The organism is uncultured Tateyamaria sp. (genome assembly GCF_947488715.1).
Lineage (GTDB): Bacteria > Pseudomonadota > Alphaproteobacteria > Rhodobacterales > Rhodobacteraceae > Tateyamaria.
The window spans coordinates 39,862-57,634 of the sequence record NZ_CANLAG010000012.1 but is presented as its reverse complement, the minus strand read 5'-3'; the positions used below and the strand labels follow the sequence as shown (position 1 = coordinate 57,634).

Sequence of the window (17,773 nt, the reverse complement as noted above, 5' to 3'; positions counted from 1 at the left end):
CAGAGTTGTCCATTGCGTTTGACCGGATCGAGGTAGTCCATGACGCATGACGATCTACATGGCCGGACCCACATGTCTGCTGATGTTTCAGCAGGGCTGGAGCCGTTGGCGCATCAAGTGATTTCGGTGCTGTGTGAACGGCAGACCGTTACCTCTGCGGGGGCGCGTCAGGTGGCGTTGGATTATCTGGTGCGGGCCTGTATCACGCCCGAGCCTTTTGACCCGGCGCAGGTGCTGGACGAGTTGCGCGGCTATCGGCTGACGCTGGACGGGGTGATCGACCTTTATATCCCGCAGGCGGCGGAAACGCTGGGTCTGATGTGGAAATCGTCGGATCTGGATTTTGCCGGTGTGACGGTGGGCGCGCTGCGGTTGCAGGCGTTGTTGGCCGAGGCCGCCGTGGTGACACCGGGCAGCAGCCCGGAGGACGGTTCGGCCTTGCAGGCCTTGGTGATTGTCCCCGAGGGTGAACAGCATTTCCTGGGTGCCTGCGTTCTGGCGGCGCAGTTGCGGCGCCTGGGCTGCGGTGTCGCGCTATCGATCAGCGAGAAACCCCGGCAGATCACAACGCGCATTGTTTGCGATGCGCCGGACATGGTCCTGATATCTTGTGCACGGATTGCAGCCCTTGAAACCGTCTCTAGAACGGTTAAAAGGATCAGATCATCTGCCGAACGTATGCCTGTCCTGGCTTTGGGCGGTCCGCTGCGTGGGAATGCGGATGGGATACGGGACCAAACAGGCGTCGATCTTGTGACGAATACAGCTACCGATGTTGTGGGCTTCTGCACGAAGCGCAAGAAGGCGCTGAGTGGCAGATGACAACTGACGGCAGCAGTTTTTGGACAAGCGGGTCAGTCCCGCTGATCGAGCCAGAATTTCTCAGCAGCATCATTTCGGCGGCGTCGGACATTGCGTTGGTCGTGTCGGCAGAGGGCAGCATTCTGTCCGTGTTGTTGAACGCGCAGGATGACAGTTTCGGCAACCTGTCCCATTGGGAGGGGCGGCCGATGGTCGAGTTCCTCACCGATGACAGCATCGACAAGTTTCAGAACGCCCATGGGGCCTATCTGGCGGGGACGCCACCGAAGAAGTCGGTGGAGCTGAACCACACGGACAATGCGCAGTGGCAGTATCCGGTGCGGTACACCTTTCATCGGTTTGGTAAGGAGAACGCGGTTCTGTTGCTGGGCCGGGATTTGCGCCCGATTGCCGAGACGCAGCAGCAGTTGGTTCAGGCGCAGATTGCGCTGGAGCAGGGATACGAAGCGCGGCGTGAGTTCGACACCCGGTACCGGGTTGTCATGGGCAATGTCGAAGATGCGGTTGTCTTTGTGTCGGTCCAGACGGGCCGGGTTGAGGATGCCAATGATCTGGCCGCGGCGTGTTTGGGTCTGAAGACCGAGGCGCTGGTGGGGGCAACCTTTGCCAGCCTGTTTTCGGATCGGTCGGGGGCTGAGCTGACCGAGAACCTGTTGAATGCGACCCTGTCCGACGATGCAGGGCCGGTTCAATTGCGCGCCAGCCGCACGCGGCAGGTGTTGAATGTGATCCCGATGGTGTTCCGCACGGCTGGGCAGCGGGTGTTGATGTGCCGTCTGGTCGGTGACGACACGGCCACCGCCAAGCCGGACGCAGCGGCCAGCCATGCGGCGGCTCTGTTCCGGTCGACATCGGATGCGATGGTGTTCATGGACCCGCGCGGGTCTGTGCTGTCGGTGAATGATGCGTTTCTTGATCTCGTCGGTGCGGCGCATCTGAGCGACGTGGTGGGGGCATCGCTGGCCGATTTCCTCGTGCGTGGTCAGATTGACATGGGCGTGTTGCTCGAGAACGCGGAAAAGTCGGGGCAGGTGCGGGTCTATGCCACGCGCCTTGTCAACGATCTGGGCGCGCGGGTGCCGATCGAAGTGTCTGCCACCCGTCTCGAAGACCCGAACAATCCCGCCGTGGCCCTGATCATCCGCGATGTCAGCCGCCTTGAGGCGGTGCGCAAGGCCGACACGGGCCGGGGTGACACCCTGCCTGATCCGGGGCGCAATGTGATGGACCTGGTGGGGTCGGCGTCTTTGAAAGAGATTGTCGCCGAAACCACGGATGTCGTCGAAAAGATGTGCATCGAGACGGCAGTGAACCTGACGCGCAACAACCGTGTGGCCGCGGCCGAGATGCTGGGCCTGTCGCGGCAGTCGCTCTACGTGAAGCTGCGCAAGTTCGGCTTGCTGAGCAAAGACGGCTAGCGTCCACACCCTTGCACCGACTCAAAGTGTCAGACATAGTTGACACATGGATGTCAGCCAAACTTTACCAACGCGTCGATTTCCCGAACCCGCCGCCGCCCTGCGTCTGATCAAGCCGATCACGTGGTTCCCGCCGATGTGGGCCTATGTGTGCGGGTTGATTGCCTCGGGCGCTGCCGTGGCGGGGCAGTGGCATCTGGTGCTGTTGGGCGTTTTGCTGGCCGGACCTATCGTTTGCGGGATGTCACAGGCGGCGAACGACTGGTGCGACCGCCATGTGGACGCCATCAACGAACCGGATCGCCCGATCCCGTCGGGGCGCATTCCGGGCCGCTGGGGTCTGTGGATCGCGCTGGCCATGTCGGCGCTGTCGCTGTTTGTGGGCTGGCAGCTGGGGCCTTGGGGCTTTGCCGCGACGGTTGTGGGCGTCGCCGCTGCCTGGGCCTATTCCGCCGAGCCGGTCCGCCTGAAACGGTCGGGCTGGTGGGGTCCGGGCCTTGTGGGTCTGAGTTACGAGACATTGCCGTGGGTGACCGGGGCCGCCGTGCTGAGTGCGGGCGCGCCGCGTTGGGAAGTGCTGGTGGTTGCGCTGCTGTACGGTCTGGGCGCGCATGGGATCATGACGCTGAACGATTTCAAGGCGCTGGAGGGTGACCGCCAGATGGGGGTCAATTCCCTGCCCGTGACGCTGGGCCCGCGCCGGGCGGCGCAGGTGGCTTGCGTCGTGATGGCGGTGCCGCAGGCGGCGGTGATTGCGCTGCTGGCGCTGTGGGACCGGCCCGCCCATGCGGCGGGGGTGGCGTTGGTGCTGGTCCTGCAATTCTGGGCAATGACGATCATGTTCCGCGACCCGCGCGCCAAGGCGCCGTGGTACAACGGGACGGGCGTGTTGCTGTACGTTTCGGGAATGATGGTCGCGGCCTTTGCCCTGCGGGGGCTGGCATGAGCGTGGGTTGGGCGACATTGGCGCGGCTGTGTCTGGTGAACGCCGCGATTGGCGGGTTGGCCGCACTGCCCGTGAACCTGTTCAACCGGTTGATGACGGTGGAGCTGGCGCTGCCTGCGCTGCTGCCCGGTTTGTTGGTCGCCTTGCACTATGGGGTGCAGTTGACGCGGCCCGTGTGGGGGCATCGGAGTGATGTGAAGGGTGGGCGGACGCCGTTCATCCTTGGCGGTATGGCGGTGGTCGGCGCGGGTGTGCTGGGTGCGGCCTGGGGTATCTCTGTGGCGGAGACGTCGGTGCCCATGGCGCTGATTGTCTGGCTTGTCTCTTATATTGCCATTGGTCTGGGGATCGGGGCGGCGGGGACGTCTTTCCTTGCCCTGTTGGCGAGTGCGTCCGGTGCGCGCAAGGGCGGTGTGGCGACAACCGCCTGGCTGTTCCTGATCGCGGGCGCGATTGCAGCGTCCGTTGGGACGGGCATCGCGCTGGAACCCTATAGCCCCGCGCGGCTGGTCACGGTTGTGGCCGTTGTGGTGGGCATTGCCCTTCTGCTCTGTGTCGTGGCGACCCTTGGCGTCGAGGCGCGCGCGGGCGCGGTTGTCGAACGGGATGACACGCCGCTGCGCGTGGCATTGCGCCAGACATGGGGCGACCCGGTGGCGCGGCGGTTCACCGGTTTCGTGTTTCTGTCGATCCTTGCATTCTACCTGTCCGAACTGATCCTTGAGCCCTTTGCCGGGCATATCCACGGCCTTGGTCCGGAGGACAGCACCAAGCTGTCGGGGGGCAAGGACGGGGCCGCATTGCTGGGCATGATCGGGGCGGGCGTGCTGTCGCAACTGCGCATCGGGTCGTTGCGGGTCTGGGCGATTGCGGGCTGTGTGATTTCTGCCGCCGGTCTGTTGGGTCTGGGCGCGGGTCTGGCGCTGGTGCCGAGTACGGTGGTGCTGGGTCTGGGCAACGGGCTGTTTGTCGTGGGTGCGGTCGGGTCGATGATGCAACTGGCTGCAGCACATGCGCGCAGCACGGGCACCCGCATGGGTGTCTTTGGCGCGGCGCAGGCGATTGCCGCGGGGCTGGCGGGGCTGGTCGCGACCGCGATGCTGGACCTCACACGCCTGATTTTGCCGGACGCCTTGGCCTATGCTTCGGTGTTCACGCTTGAGGCTGTTCTGTTCCTGGCCGCTGCCGTGATGGCCGCGTCGGTGATGCGCGGGGCAGAGATGGAAGATGCAACCTTGGTTCCGGGGGAATGACGATATGTATGATGTAGTTGTTGTGGGCGGAGGCCCGTCCGGTGCCACAGCCGCCGAGGATCTGGTGCGGTCGGGTCACAAGGTGGCTCTGTTGGACCGGGAGGGGCGGATCAAGCCCTGTGGCGGGGCCATTCCGCCGCGCCTGATGCAGGATTTCCACGTGACCGAGGATCAGTTGCTGACCAAGGTGACGACCGCGCGGATGATTTCGCCCACGGGGCGGCATGTCGATATCCCCATCGAGAACGGCTATGTCGGGATGGTGGATCGCAAGGATTTCGACCCGTTCCTGCGCGCCCGTGCTGAGGCGGCGGGGGCCGAGCGGTTTACCGGTACGTTCGTGCGGATTGAACGGCCCGAAGGCACGCCCGTTGTCATCTATCGCGACAAGGCCACGCAGGAATATCACGAGCTGCCCTGCAAGCTGGTGATCGGGGCGGACGGCGCGAAATCGCGGGTGGGTCTGGCCGAGGTGAAGGATGCGGACAAGGTGCCGTTGGTCTTTGCCTATCACGAGATCATCAAGGCACCGCCCAAGACCGAAGTGTACGACCCGGTGCGCTGTGACGTGATCTATGACGGGGCGATTTCGCCTGACTTTTACGGCTGGGTGTTCCCGCACGGGGACAGTGCCAGTGTCGGCATGGGGTCCGAGTTGTCATCCGTGAACCTCAAGGAGGCGACGGCGGCCCTGCGCGTGGCGAGTGGGCTGGACCAGTGCGAAACCCTGCGCAAGGAAGGCGCGCCCATTCCGCTGAAACCGCTGGATTGCTGGGACAATGGCAAGGACGTGGTGCTGGCCGGTGATGCGGCGGGGGTTGTGGCCCCGTCCTCAGGCGAGGGGATTTATTACGCGATGGTTGGTGGCCGCGTGGCGGCGACGGCCTGTGCGGCGACGCTCGCCTCGGGCCGGGCCAAGGACCTGAAACTGGCGCGCAAGCTGTTCATGCGCGAGCACAAGACGGTGTTCCGAGTGCTGGCGTCGATGCAGAACGCCTATTACCGCAGCGATGACCGGCGCGAGCGCTTTGTGTCGCTGTGCCACGATATTGATGTGCAGCGTTTGACGTTTGAAGCGTATATGAACAAGAAGCTGGTCAAGGCGCGGCCCATGGCCCACATCAAGATCGGCATCAAGAACATGGCCCACCTGACGGGTCTGGTGAAGGCGAACCACGTATGAGCATCATGATCCCTGCTTGGGTCGATGGCACCCTTGTTCCGGTTGAAAAGCTGGAGGCGCACGTGAAGGGCCTCAAGCACAAGGCGGTGTCGGTGTTCGTGATCCGGGGCACGCAGGTGCTGTTGCAGCAGCGGGCGATGGGCAAGTACCACACGCCGGGCCTGTGGGCGAACACCTGCTGCACCCATCCCGATTGGGACGAGACCCCCGGCGATTGCGCCGTGCGGCGGCTGGAGGAAGAGGTGGGGATCACGGGGCTGGCGCTCGACCACCGGCACCATCTGGAATACCGCGCGGATGTGGGCGGCGGCCTGATCGAACACGAGGTGGTCGACGTCTATGTGGGCCATGCGCCCGATGATCTGGAGGTTGTGCCGAACCCCGACGAGGTCATGGCCGTGGAGTGGATCGAGTTCCACGCCCTGCGCGACGCGGTTGCCCGCGATCCGGAACGGTTCACGCCGTGGCTGCGCATCTATCTGTCCGAACATGCAGACGTGATTTTCGGCACTGATCTGGAACAGGCGTGAGCGCCGAGACCTATCTGCTGTACCTTGCGGCGGTGGCCGTGTTCTTTGCCACGCCGCCGGATACCAGCCAGCTGTTGATTGTATCGAACGCGATGAAACACGGGCTGCGCCGCAGTCTGTGGGTGATTGCCGGAGATCTGAGCGCCAATGCGGTGCAGATGACGGCCGCCGCCTTTGGTCTGGCGGCGGTGATTGCCAGCTCTGCCGTGGCCTTTGGCTGGATCAAGTGGCTGGGCGTGGCGTATCTGGTGTGGATCGGCGTGCGCCTGATGCTGTCGCGTGAAGGTGCGGGTACGCGGGGTGCTGCCGCTTCGGGCCGACCGGGCCGGTTGTTCCGCATGGGGTTCGTGACGTCGATGACCAACCCCTTTGCTGTGGTGTTTTTCGCGGCCCTGTTTCCGCAGTTCATCGACCCATCCGCCGCCGTCTTGCCACAGCTTCTAATCCTGGGCCTCACCTATATCCTTGTGGACGGCGCGACCCTGATCCTGTGGGGTTGGGCCGGGGACCGTGTGGCCGCGCGATTGGTACGCTTGTCTTTTGTGTGGATCAATCGCATGTGTGGCGCGTTGATGATCGGCGCCGCGGTTCTGTTGGGAATCAAGGACATCACGCCGCAGCGTTAACGCTAACGATTGAAGACTGCTTACTAAAGTTTTAAGAGGTGGTCTTGACGCAGGCGGAGGGTTCGGGCGTGGCCGACGAAAAAGTCTTTGATTTGTTCATTATTGGCGGTGGTATCAACGGCACCGGGATTGCACGGGATGCGGCCGGGCGGGGCCTGTCCGTGGGTCTGGCCGAGGCCGGTGATCTGGGCGGGGCGACGTCGTCGGCGTCGACCAAACTGTTTCACGGCGGGCTGCGCTACCTCGAATTTTTTGAATTCGGTCTGGTCAAATCGGCGCTGAAAGAGCGTGAAGTGCTGCTGAAAGCGATGCCGCATATCAGCTGGCCCATGCGCTTTGTCCTGCCATACGCGCCTGACATGCGGTTTGACAGTGACACGCCCACTTCGCGTCTGTTGCGCGTTGTGATGCCGTGGATCGAAAAGGGGCGGCGACCTGCGTGGCTGGTGCGGCTGGGCCTGTTTCTCTACGACAATCTGGGCGGGCGCGAGATTTTGCCGGGCACCAAGACGCTGGACCTGACCACTGCGCCAGAGGGCAAGGGGCTGAAGTCGCGGTTCAAGATGGCCTATGAATACAGTGACTGCTGGGTCGAGGATGCGCGGCTGGTGATGCTGAACGCACGTGACGCCGAGGCGCGGGGGGCCACGATCCTGACCCGCTGTGCCGTGACACAAGCCGCGCGCGACGGCGACACCTGGCGGATCGAGACAGAGCAGGGGACGTTTCGTGCCAAGGCGCTGGTCAATGCCGGTGGCCCGTGGGTGGCTGACATCCTGACCGGCGTGATGCGGCAGAACAGCCAGCACAGCATCCGGCTGGTGCGCGGTAGCCACATCGTGACCAAGCGGCTTTATGATCACGACAAGGCCTATTTCTTTCAAGGGACTGATGGGCGCATCATCTTTGCCATTCCCTACGAGCAGGATTTCACCCTGATCGGGACCACCGATGCGGATCATACGGACCCGGACACAAAACCCGCGATTTCCGACACCGAACGCGATTACCTGTGCAATTTTGCATCCGAGTATTTCGAGACACCCGTGACGCCCGAGGATGTGGTGTGGACCTATTCGGGTGTGCGCCCGCTTTATGATGATGGGGCGTCGTCGGCCACGGCGGCCACGCGGGATTACGTGCTGGCGCTGGATGAAAATGGCCCGCCGGTGCTGAGCGTGTTTGGCGGCAAGATCACCACTTATCGCAAGCTGGCCGAACAGGCGCTGGCCAAGATGGGGTTGGGCGAGGCGTGGACCGCCGGGGTGCTGATGCCCGGTGGTGATTTCAAGGTGTCGGATGTGCCTGCGCTGCGTGCGCGGCTGGTGGCGGAGTATCCGTTTCTGGACGACAAATGGGCCGCGCGTCTGATCCGCGCCTATGGGACCGAGGCGTGGGAGGTGCTGGGCAGCGCCAAAACGGCCGAGGATCTGGGCCCGGATTTCGGTGCGACATTGACCGGGGCCGAGCTGAAATGGATGATGGCCCGCGAATACGCGGTGCGTGGCGAGGATGCGTTGTGGCGGCGGACCAAGTTGGGTCTGCGGCTGACGCCCGAACAACGCACGGCCGTTGACGACTGGATGAAGGAAAACGCCGCATGACCCATATTCTCGCCATTGATCAGGGCACCACGTCCTCGCGGGCGATCATCTTTGACGGTGACATGCGCCCTGTTGCCTCTGCGCAGGAGGAGTTTACGCAGCATTTCCCGAACAGTGGCTGGGTGGAGCACAATCCGCAGGACCTGCTGGATACGGTGAAATCCACCTGCAAAGCGGTGATGGAGAAGACCGGTCTAGGCGCGGCGGACATTGCCGCCATCGGCATCACCAATCAGCGTGAGACAACCGTGATCTGGGACGCGGAAACAGGCGAACCGTTGCACAATGCGATTGTCTGGCAGGATCGGCGCACGGCCGCGATGTGCGAGGGGCTGCGGGCCGAGGGTCATGGCGATCACCGGGCTGCTGCTGGATCCCTATTTCTCTGCCACCAAGGTCAAGTGGATCCTCGACCAACACGAGGGGTCGCGCGACCGGGCGCGGGCGGGCAAGCTGCTGTTTGGGACGGTTGACAGTTTCCTGATCTGGCACATGACGGACCGGGCCAACCACGTGACGGATGCGACGAATGCGGCGCGCACAATGCTCTATGACATCCACAAGGGCGCGTGGAGTCCCGAGATGTGCGCGATGCTGGATATCCCGATGGAGATGCTGCCCGAGGTGCGCGACTGTGCATCCGATTTCGGTGTGACCGACCGGCTGGGCGGCGAGACGCCGATCTATGGCGTAGCGGGGGACCAACAGGCGGCGACGATCGGGCAGGCCTGTTTCCAGGCTGGTATGCTGAAATCGACCTATGGCACCGGGTGCTTTGCGTTGCTGAACACGGGCGACACGCCTGTGACCTCGCAAAACCGGTTGCTGACCACCGTGGCCTATCAGCTGGACGGCAAGCCGACCTATGCGCTGGAGGGATCGATTTTCATCGCGGGTGCCGTGGTGCAGTGGTTGCGCGACGGTCTGGGCGTGATCCAGACAGCAAGCGAGACGCAGGCGCTGGCCGAACAGGGCAGTGGCAATGTGACCCTTGTGCCCGCCTTCACCGGGCTGGGCGCGCCCTATTGGAACCCCGATTGCCGAGGCGCGACATTCGGTCTGACCCGTGACACCGGCCCTGCGGACATGGCGCGGGCCGCACTGGAAAGCATCGGTTTTCAAACACGTGACCTGTGGGAAGCGATGCGCGCCGACTGGCCCGATGGCGGCGATGCGGTGCTGCGTGTGGACGGGGGTCTCAGCGCCAATGACTGGGCGATGCAGTTCCTGTCGGATATGCTGGGCGCGCCGGTGGACCGACCTGCAGGCCTTGAGACCACCGCGCTGGGGGCGGCGTGGCTGGCCGGTATGCGCGCGGGGATTTACCCCGACATGGACGGGTTTGCCGCAACTTGGGCCCACGAGGCACGGTTTGATCCGCAAATGTCCGATGCCGACCGCAGAGCAGGCTATGCGCGCTGGCAACGGGCCATCGCCGCAACACAGGCGGTCTGATGGCCAACGCACAGAAAACGCCGCGCGCACTGATCGAGGGCCGCGCGGCATTGATCGTGATCGACATTCAAGCCAGCACCTTTATCGACGACAGCGCCGTGCGGTCCATCGACAACATGCCGGGTTACAAAGACCGGATGCTGCGCGCCCGCACCGCCATCGACGCGGCCCGCGCCGCTGATGTGCCGGTGATCTTTGTCCAAGAGGTCCACCACCCGTCGATGGTGGATTTCGGCCGCGAACTGGACGGTGACGAAGACGTCCACTGCCTCGAAGACAACCCCGCCACAGCCTTGGCTGTTGCCGAAATGGATGTGCGCCCGGACGATTATATCGTGCGCAAACGGCGCTACTCAGCCTTTTTTGGCACCGACTTTGAAATCCTGCTCAAAGGGCTCAAGGTCGACACCCTGCTTCTGGTTGGCGGCCTGACGGACGTGTGTGTGCATTACACCTTTGTCGACGCGCATCAGCACGATTATTTCTGCCGTGTGATCGAGGATTGTGTGGCCGGGTCCAGCCTACCGGCGCACGACAGTGCACTGCGCGCAATGGAGTACCTGCAAACCGGTGCGCGCCGCAGCCTGGACGAAGTTGTGTCCACGCTCGCTGCACAGAACGGTTGAATTTAACATAACTCTCATTACCTGCGAAAAGGACAGGCTTGCCCGACGCCGCGTGCGCTGGCACAGTTTGACCATTGGCAGGAGGAACCGATGGCTCTCAAGACAACTGCGGCTCAGATGGTGGCCGATGCCCGCGCCCGGATCAAAGAGGTCGAAACGGCGGACGCCATCACCATGGTGGATGATCCGAACGTGGTGATCGTCGACATCCGTGATATCCGTGAACGCCAGCGCAGCGGCTATATCCCCGGATCGGTCCACGCTCCACGCGGCATGATCGAATTTTGGGTCGATCCAGACAGCCCCTATTTCAAAGAGGTGTTTGGCCAAGCGGACAAGACCTACCTGTTCCACTGTGCCTCTGGCTGGCGGTCCGCCCTGACTGTTGCCACACTACAGGACATGGGGTTCGAGGCCGCCCACCTGCGCGAAGGGTTCTCGACCTGGGACGCGCAGGGCGGCCCCATAGAGAAGGAAGACAAGCAATGACGCCCGACATGAACTGCTGTCCAACTGTCACGCCGTTCTTCGACAAACGCTCAAACACGATCTCCTACGTGGTGCAGGAACCGAATGGCGCGGGCTGCGCCGTGATCGATGCGGTGATGGACATCGACTATGCCGCCGGTGCGTTGAATTTCGACGGGGCGGACCAGATGATCGCCCATATCCGCGCCAATGACCTGCGGCTCGACTGGATCATCGAAACCCATGTGCACGCCGACCACCTTTCTGGCGCGCCCTATATCCAACAGGCGCTCGGGGGCAAGATCGGCATCGGTGCCAAGATCACCGAGGTGCAGGACACCTTCGGCAAAGTCTTTAACGAAGGCACCGAATTCCAGCGCGACGGCAGCCAGTTCGACGCGCTCTTTACCGATGGCGACACCTATCAGGTGGGCGCGATGTCCTGCTTCGCCATGCACACGCCCGGCCACACACCCGCCTGTATGGTGCATGTGATGGGCAATGCCACCTTTGTCGGCGACACGCTTTTCATGCCCGACGGTGGCTCGGCCCGCGCCGATTTTCCCGGTGGTGATGCGGGCGAACTCTATGACAGCATCATGCGCGTCCTGGCCCTTCCTGACGATATGCGCCTGTTCATCTGCCACGACTACGGCCCCGGCGGGCGCGCCATTGCCTGGGAAACCACTGTCGCCGAAGAGCGGGAAAAGAACGTCCATGTGGGCGGCGGCAAAACCCGCGCCGATTTCATCAAGTTCCGCACCGAACGCGATGCCCAACTGGCCATGCCCTCCCTCATCATCCCTGCCCTTCAGGTCAACATGCGCGCCGGCGAAATCCCCCGCGACGACGCAGGCGACATGGCGCTCAAGGTGCCACTGGGCAAGCTCTAGGGCTTCATTGTTCCGGCAAATATGCCCCCCGGAGGGCCGTTTTGACGCGCGCCCTCCCTTGCCATTCGAGGCGCGCCGCCCGACAGTTGCGCCATGACCCTCGCCACACGCATCGACACCGCCCGCGACGATCTGGTCGCGCTGACCCAGGCCCTGATCCGCATCCCCACGCTGAACCCGCCGGGGCGGCACTATCACGACATCTGCGCGCTGGTCGGTGATCGGCTGCGCCAACACGGCTTTGACGTCCAGATGATCCGCGCCCACGGCACGCCGGGCGACAGCGATACCTATCCGCGCTGGAACGTGGTGGCGCGGCGCGACGGCAAGACACCGGGCGAATGCGTGCATTTCAACAGCCACCACGATGTTGTCGAGGTCGGCCAGGGTTGGACCCGCGACCCCTTTGGCGCCGAGATCGAGGGCGACAAGATCTATGGCCGCGGCGCTTGTGACATGAAGGGGGGCCTTGCCGCCTCCATCATTGCCGCCGAGGCGTTCATCGCTGAACACCCGCATTTCTCCGGTGCGGTCGAAATCAGCGCCACGGCGGATGAGGAATCGGGCGGCTACGGCGGTGTCGCCTATCTGGCCGAACAGGGGTTCTTTGACCCGGCGCGCGTCCAGCACGTCATCATCCCCGAACCGCTGAACAAGGACCGTATCTGCCTCGGCCATCGCGGCGGTTGGTGGGCCGAGATCGAGACCAAGGGCGAGATTGCCCACGGCTCCATGCCGTTCCTGGGCGATTGCGCCGTGCGTCACATGGGGGCGGTGCTGGACACGTTCGAACGCGACCTGTTCCCCGCTATGGCCGCCCGTCACACTGATATGCCCGTGGTGCCCGAAGGCGCGCGGCAATCGACCATGAACATCAACTCCATCCACGGGGGCCAGCCGGAACAGGGCGATGATTACGACGGCCTGCCCGCCCATTGCGTGCCCGACAGTTGCCGCATCGTGATCGACCGCCGCTTTCTGGTCGAGGAAAACGTCGAACAGGTGCGCGCCGAAGTCGTGGAACTTCTCGAAGGGCTCAAGGCGTCGCGCGACCGGTTCGACTACGAGATGCGCGAGCTGAACGTGGTGCTGCCGTCCATGACGGACAAGGCCGCGCCCGTGGTCGAAACCGTACATGCCGCCATCGAGGCGGTGCTGGGGGTGGAACCGACCTATGTGGCCTCGCCCGGCTCTTACGACCAGAAACACATCGACCGCATTGGCAAGCTGCGCAATTGCATCGCCTATGGTCCGGGCGAGTTGGAACTGGCGCACAAGCCCGATGAGTGGATCGGCATCACCGATATGCTCGACAGTGCCAAGGTAATGGGCGCGGCGTTGGAGACGCTGCTGCTACCGCGCTAGTGGCACATCGATATTGTCGATCAACCGCACGCCGGCCATGAACACGGCGGCAAAGAGGCGCGCAGGCGCGGTCGCCCGCTCCAACAGCGTCAGCGTGTCATTGGACCGCATTTCAAGATAGTCGATGTCGCCAAACCCTGCTGCGGCCAGCCGTGCCTGTGCATCGGGCAGCAAGTCAGCTATCGCCGCCCCCTGCCCCAGCGCATCCGCCATCTCTTCCATCACTTCGTTCAGGGCCGAGGCCCGGCTGCGCGCCTGATCGGACAGCATCAGGTTGCGTGATGACATGGCCAGCCCGTCCATCTCGCGGATTGTCGGGCAGCCCACAACCTCGACCCCCAGATCGAGGTCCTGTGCCAGCCGCCGCACCACCTGCAACTGCTGAAAATCCTTTTCGCCGAAAAAGGCGAAATCGGCGGCGGTCTGGGTGAAAAGCTTGGTCACCACCGTCGCCACACCGTCGAAATGCCCCGCCCGGTGCGCACCGCACAGCACGTCCGTCAGGCCCGAGACGCTGATATTCGTGGCAAAGCCGTCCGGGTACATCTGCGCCCCATCCGGCACATAGATCGCGTCGACCTCAAAGCGTTCCAGCTTGCGCGCGTCCTCATGTTCGGTGCGGGGGTAGTTTGCCAGATCGTCCGGGTTGTTGAACTGTTTCGGGTTCACAAAGATGGTGACAATGACACGGGCGCTCATCTCTTTGGCTCGCGCCACGAGGCTCAGGTGCCCGTCATGCAGCGCGCCCATGGTCGGCACAACGCCAATTGTCTCTCCCGCGCGGTGCCACGCATTTGTCATCTCGCGCAATTCCTGCCGCGTGCGGATGATCGGCGCGGTCATGGTTTTGCCCCCGGTGCCGCGTCGCCGAACACGTGTTCGGGGCCGGGAAAGCGGCGGGCGCGCACGTCGTCGGCATAGGCCGCAATGGCCGCTGCACCATCCGCGCCCAGTTCGGCATAGCGTTTCACAAACTTGGCCTTGAACGCGGTGAACAGGCCCAGCATGTCATCGAGCACAAGGATTTGCCCGTCACAGCCCGCCGACGCGCCGATCCCGATCGTGGGAATGTGCACGGCGGCAGTCACCTCATCGGCGAGGGTCTCTGGTACCTTTTCCAGCACCACCGCAAAGGCCCCGGCATCTGCCACCGCCTGCGCGTCGGCCATCAGCGCCTGACCGGCATCGCCGCGTCCCTGCACCTTGTAGCCACCCAGCGTATTGATCGACTGAGGCGTCAGGCCCACATGGGCCATCACCGGAATGCCCCGCGCCACCAGAAAGGCGATGGTGTCAGCCATGGCAACGCCGCCTTCCAGCTTTACCGCGCCCGCGCCGGTGCTGGCCATCAACCGCGCTGCATTGCGGAACGCCTGTTCACGGCTTTCCTCATAACTGCCAAAGGGCATGTCGATGACCATCATTGCGCGGCTCAGACCACGGGCAACGGCGCGGCCGTGCATCTCCATCATCTCCATCGTCACGCCCAGGGTCGACGGCAAGCCGTGCAGAACCATGCCCACGCTGTCGCCCACCAGCACAAAGTCGCAATGGGCGTCCATCATCTGTGCCATCGGCGTTGTATAGGCCGTCAGGCTGACGATGGGCGTGCCGCCTTTCATCGCCCGGATATCGTCGGGCATCGGGGCGGTCTTGCGGGCGGTGGCACTCATCGGCGGGGTCTTTCCTAGGGGTCGTTGCGCGCCCATAGCAGGCACAGGCACGCAATGTCACGACCCGCCGCCGCGACGTTACAGCATGCGCACCGACATGCCGCCATCCACCGCGAGCGGCGCACCCGTTACAAAGGACGCCTCATCCGACAGCAGGAACAAGGCCGCCTGCGCGATCTCGTCCGGGGTGGCCAGACGTTTGACCGGGTGCAGGTTGGCGACAAAATCGTGCGCGGCCGGGTCATCGCCGGCCATTGCGGTCTTTGTCCCGCCGGGCAGCACCGCATTGACCCGCACACCGTCACCGGCCCAATCCATCGCCAGCGATTGCACCAGCCCCATCAGCCCGGCCTTGGACGCGGCATAGGCGGCCATGCCGGGCATCCCGCCATTGGCGACACCGACAAAGGACCCGGTAAAGACCAGCGACCCACCGCCCTGCGCCACAATTGCCGGGATTTGTGCGCGCGCTGACAAAAACGCGCTCGTCAGGTTGGTCTGGATCACCTCGGCCCAGGTCTGATCCGTCATCTCGGTCACGGGTCCCATGGGGCCGACCATGCCTGCGTTGTTGAACGCACCGTCCAGCCCGCCAAAGGTCGTCACCGCCTTTTCGAGCAGCGATTGCGCCACGTCTGGATCACCGACATCGCCCGCCACATAGGCGGCGTGACCACCTGATGCGGCAATCTCGGCCACTGTCTGTTCCAGGATGTCGCCACGCCGTGCGCCCAGCACCACCTGCGCCCCGTGCCGCGCAAAAAGGCGTGCGGCGGCGGCTCCGATCCCGCTGCTGGCCCCGGTGATAATGATCGTTTTGTCCTTTAGTCGCATGTCTTTGCCCTTTCCTGTTTCTGGCGTGACAGGGCCGGACCTAGACTGTGCGCACAGGGCCCGCCGACCCGGATCATGCGCCCGCGTGTTTCCGCGTCTGCATTGCGCAAGAAACGGATCGGGGCCACGCAGGGCTTGCAAGGTGCCCCTTTTGCGGGAAAGCTGGCGGGGCAACCGGACCACCGAAGGGGAGACAGCCATGTTCCACCGTACGATGATGATGACCACCGCCGCTCTGGCGTTGAGTGCCACGGGCCTCTGGGCCAAAACCGACATCACCGTCGCCATGCAGCTTGAGCCGCCGCATCTTGATCCAACCTCTGCCGCGGCGGGGGCGATTGACTCGGTCCTGTACTCCAACGTGTTCGAGGGTCTAACGCGTTTCATGGGCGACGGATCGGTTGTACCGGGCCTCGCCTCAAGCTGGGAAATCTCGGATGACGGGCTGACCTATACGTTCACCCTGCGGGACGGTGTGACCTTCCACGACGGCACCACGATGGACGCCGAGGACGTGAAATTCACCCTCGACCGGATCCTCGCCGATGACAGCGCCAATGCGCAAAAGGCGCTTTATGCCGCGATCAGCGCGGTTGAGGTGGTGGATGCGCAAACCGTGCGCCTGACCCTGTCCGAGCCCAATGGCAACATGCTCTTTAACCTCGCCTGGGGCGATGCGGTGATCGTGGCCCCTGAAAGCATCGAGAACATCAAACAGCAGCCCATCGGCACCGGCCCGTTCAAATTCGATCAATGGACCCAAGGCGACAGCATCCAGATCAGCCAATATGACGGCTATTGGGGTGATCAGCCCGCGCTGACCGAAGCGACGTTCAAGTTCATCTCGGACCCGACGGCGGCCTTTGCCGCGATGATGGCCGAGGATGTAGACGTGTTTACCGGCTTCCCCGCGCCCGAGAACCTGCCGCAATTCGACGCCGATCCGCGGTTTCAGGTGCTCGTTGGCTCGACCGAGGGCGAGACGATTCTGTCCACCAACAACAAACAGCCGCCCTTTGACGATGTCCGCGTGCGGCAAGCCGTTGCCCATGCCATTGACCGCCAGGCGATCATCGACGGGGCCATGTTCGGCTATGGCACGCCCATCGGCACGCATTTCGCGCCGCACAACCCGGCCTATGTGGACCTGACGGGCGGCTCGTCCTTTGACCCCGACAAGGCCCGCGCACTGCTGGCCGAGGCCGGCATGGCCGAAGGGTTCGAGACCACCCTGCACCTGCCGCCCCCGTCCTATGCCCGCCGCGGCGGAGAGATCATCGCGGCCCAGCTGGCCGAGGTTGGCATCAAAGCCGAGATCATCAACGTCGAATGGGCGCAGTGGCTGGAAACCGTGTTCCGGGGCAAGAATTTCGGCCTCACCATCGTGTCGCACACCGAACCAATGGACATCGGCATCTACGCGAACCCGGACTACTACTTCCAATACGACAACCCCGCGTTCCAAGAGCTGATCACCACGCTGAACAGCACGACAGACCCCGACACACGCACCAACCTGATGGCCAAGGCGCAAGAGATCATCGCTGGTGACGCGGTGAACGGATACCTGTTCCAGCTGGCGCAACTGTCCGTGGCCAAGGCCGGTGTGCAGGGCCTGTGGACCAACGCGCCCACACAGGCCACTGACCTCACCGGCGTGAGCTGGGCGGAATGATCCTGCACCGGGCGGGCAGCCGCCCGAGCCTACGGGCCAATCCGGACTATTTCACCGGGGAGGTCTGGCAGGATCCGATCATCTCGGCCCCTGCGCCGGGGCGGCTCAATGCACTGAGCGTGCATTTTGCACCTGGCGCGCGCACGGCCTGGCACACGCATCCGCTGGGCCAGACTCTGCATGTGACCCAAGGGGCCGGGCTGGTCTGTTTGCGCGGGGAGGCCCCGCAGCCGATCCGCGCGGGCGACACGGTCTGGATCCCTGCGGGGGTTGAACATTGGCACGGCGCGGGCCCCGAGACGGCGATGACCCACATCGCCATGCAGGAGATGCAGGACGGGTCGGCGGCCACTTGGTTGGAGCATGTGAGCGACGCCGATTACGGTGGATAGTGCGGAGGGG

At 63.7% G+C, this 17,773-nt stretch carries 17 protein-coding genes and 1 pseudogene; 15 read left to right on the top strand and 3 right to left on the bottom strand.

All coding sequences use genetic code 11. The annotated features are described in order from the left end of the window. Nucleotides 1-72 precede the first annotated feature (72 nt). The 13 genes and pseudogenes from Q0936_RS19365 (at nucleotide 73) to Q0936_RS19305 (ending at nucleotide 13,189) form a co-directional block, all read left to right on the top strand. Complete coding sequence (locus Q0936_RS19365) at nucleotides 73-822, top strand: cobalamin-dependent protein (RefSeq protein ID WP_299378360.1); 750 nt, start codon at nucleotides 73-75, stop codon at nucleotides 820-822. Then, nucleotides 819-2,240 (top strand): transcriptional regulator PpsR, encoded by a 1,422-nt coding sequence (gene ppsR, locus Q0936_RS19360; protein WP_299293044.1) that lies wholly within the window; start codon nucleotides 819-821, stop codon nucleotides 2,238-2,240. The genes Q0936_RS19365 and ppsR overlap by 4 nt, the downstream gene beginning before the upstream one ends. 46 nt (nucleotides 2,241-2,286) lie before the next feature. Further along, nucleotides 2,287-3,186: a chlorophyll synthase ChlG gene (chlG, locus tag Q0936_RS19355; RefSeq protein ID WP_299293042.1), complete on the top strand. Its 900-nt coding sequence runs from the start codon at nucleotides 2,287-2,289 to the stop codon at nucleotides 3,184-3,186. After that, nucleotides 3,183-4,439 carry an MFS transporter gene (locus Q0936_RS19350; protein ID WP_299293040.1) on the top strand — a complete coding sequence of 419 codons (1,257 nt, stop codon included), beginning with the start codon at nucleotides 3,183-3,185 and terminating at the stop codon, nucleotides 4,437-4,439. Before chlG ends, Q0936_RS19350 begins: the two co-directional genes overlap by 4 nt. A gap of 4 nt (nucleotides 4,440-4,443) precedes the next feature. Then, a complete protein-coding gene (locus Q0936_RS19345) occupies nucleotides 4,444-5,622 on the top strand; it encodes a geranylgeranyl diphosphate reductase (RefSeq protein ID WP_299293038.1) in 1,179 nt (392 codons plus the stop codon). Continuing rightward, nucleotides 5,619-6,152, top strand: coding sequence for an isopentenyl-diphosphate delta-isomerase (gene idi / locus Q0936_RS19340; RefSeq protein WP_299293036.1), 534 nt, complete (start codon nucleotides 5,619-5,621; stop codon nucleotides 6,150-6,152). Before Q0936_RS19345 ends, idi begins: the two co-directional genes overlap by 4 nt. Continuing rightward, on the top strand, nucleotides 6,149-6,778 hold the full coding sequence (locus tag Q0936_RS19335; protein WP_299293034.1) for a LysE family translocator: 630 nt from the start codon (nucleotides 6,149-6,151) through the stop codon (nucleotides 6,776-6,778). The genes idi and Q0936_RS19335 overlap by 4 nt, the downstream gene beginning before the upstream one ends. Nucleotides 6,779-6,846: 68 nt before the next feature. Beyond that, a complete protein-coding gene (glpD, locus tag Q0936_RS19330) occupies nucleotides 6,847-8,382 on the top strand; it encodes a glycerol-3-phosphate dehydrogenase (RefSeq protein WP_299293054.1) in 1,536 nt (511 codons plus the stop codon). Continuing rightward, nucleotides 8,379-9,837, top strand: a pseudogene (glpK, locus tag Q0936_RS19325) (glycerol kinase GlpK). The gene glpD and the pseudogene glpK overlap by 4 nt, the downstream one beginning before the upstream one ends. Next, on the top strand, nucleotides 9,837-10,463 hold the full coding sequence (locus Q0936_RS19320) for a cysteine hydrolase (RefSeq protein WP_299293030.1): 627 nt from the start codon (nucleotides 9,837-9,839) through the stop codon (nucleotides 10,461-10,463). The pseudogene glpK and the gene Q0936_RS19320 overlap by 1 nt, the downstream one beginning before the upstream one ends. A 90-nt stretch (nucleotides 10,464-10,553) precedes the next feature. Continuing rightward, nucleotides 10,554-10,952 carry a rhodanese-like domain-containing protein gene (locus Q0936_RS19315; protein WP_299293028.1) on the top strand — a complete coding sequence of 133 codons (399 nt, stop codon included), beginning with the start codon at nucleotides 10,554-10,556 and terminating at the stop codon, nucleotides 10,950-10,952. After that, nucleotides 10,949-11,824, top strand: coding sequence for an MBL fold metallo-hydrolase (locus tag Q0936_RS19310; protein WP_299293026.1), 876 nt, complete (start codon nucleotides 10,949-10,951; stop codon nucleotides 11,822-11,824). Before Q0936_RS19315 ends, Q0936_RS19310 begins: the two co-directional genes overlap by 4 nt. Nucleotides 11,825-11,917: 93 nt before the next feature. After that, nucleotides 11,918-13,189: an acetylornithine deacetylase/succinyl-diaminopimelate desuccinylase family protein gene (locus tag Q0936_RS19305; RefSeq protein ID WP_299293024.1), complete on the top strand. Its 1,272-nt coding sequence runs from the start codon at nucleotides 11,918-11,920 to the stop codon at nucleotides 13,187-13,189. On the opposite strand, the gene panC is transcribed toward Q0936_RS19305, so the two are convergent. The 3 genes from panC to Q0936_RS19290 form a co-directional block, all read right to left on the bottom strand. Then, entirely contained in the window at nucleotides 13,178-14,032 is an 855-nt protein-coding gene (gene panC / locus Q0936_RS19300) for a pantoate--beta-alanine ligase (RefSeq protein WP_299293022.1), read from the bottom strand. The genes Q0936_RS19305 and panC overlap by 12 nt on opposite strands. Continuing rightward, nucleotides 14,029-14,862, bottom strand: coding sequence for a 3-methyl-2-oxobutanoate hydroxymethyltransferase (gene panB, locus Q0936_RS19295; protein ID WP_299293020.1), 834 nt, complete (start codon nucleotides 14,860-14,862; stop codon nucleotides 14,029-14,031). The genes panC and panB overlap by 4 nt, the downstream gene beginning before the upstream one ends. A gap of 78 nt (nucleotides 14,863-14,940) precedes the next feature. After that, on the bottom strand, nucleotides 14,941-15,696 hold the full coding sequence (locus tag Q0936_RS19290) for an SDR family oxidoreductase (RefSeq protein ID WP_299293018.1): 756 nt from the start codon (nucleotides 15,694-15,696) through the stop codon (nucleotides 14,941-14,943). A 199-nt stretch (nucleotides 15,697-15,895) separates the two neighbouring features. Here Q0936_RS19290 and Q0936_RS19285 point away from each other — a divergent pair, with 199 nt between their 5' ends. Both Q0936_RS19285 and Q0936_RS19280 read left to right on the top strand, forming a co-directional pair. Further along, complete coding sequence (locus tag Q0936_RS19285; RefSeq protein ID WP_299293016.1) at nucleotides 15,896-17,371, top strand: ABC transporter substrate-binding protein; 1,476 nt, start codon at nucleotides 15,896-15,898, stop codon at nucleotides 17,369-17,371. Further along, nucleotides 17,368-17,763 (top strand): cupin domain-containing protein, encoded by a 396-nt coding sequence (locus Q0936_RS19280; RefSeq protein ID WP_299293014.1) that lies wholly within the window; start codon nucleotides 17,368-17,370, stop codon nucleotides 17,761-17,763. The genes Q0936_RS19285 and Q0936_RS19280 overlap by 4 nt, the downstream gene beginning before the upstream one ends. Nucleotides 17,764-17,773 lie beyond the last annotated feature (10 nt).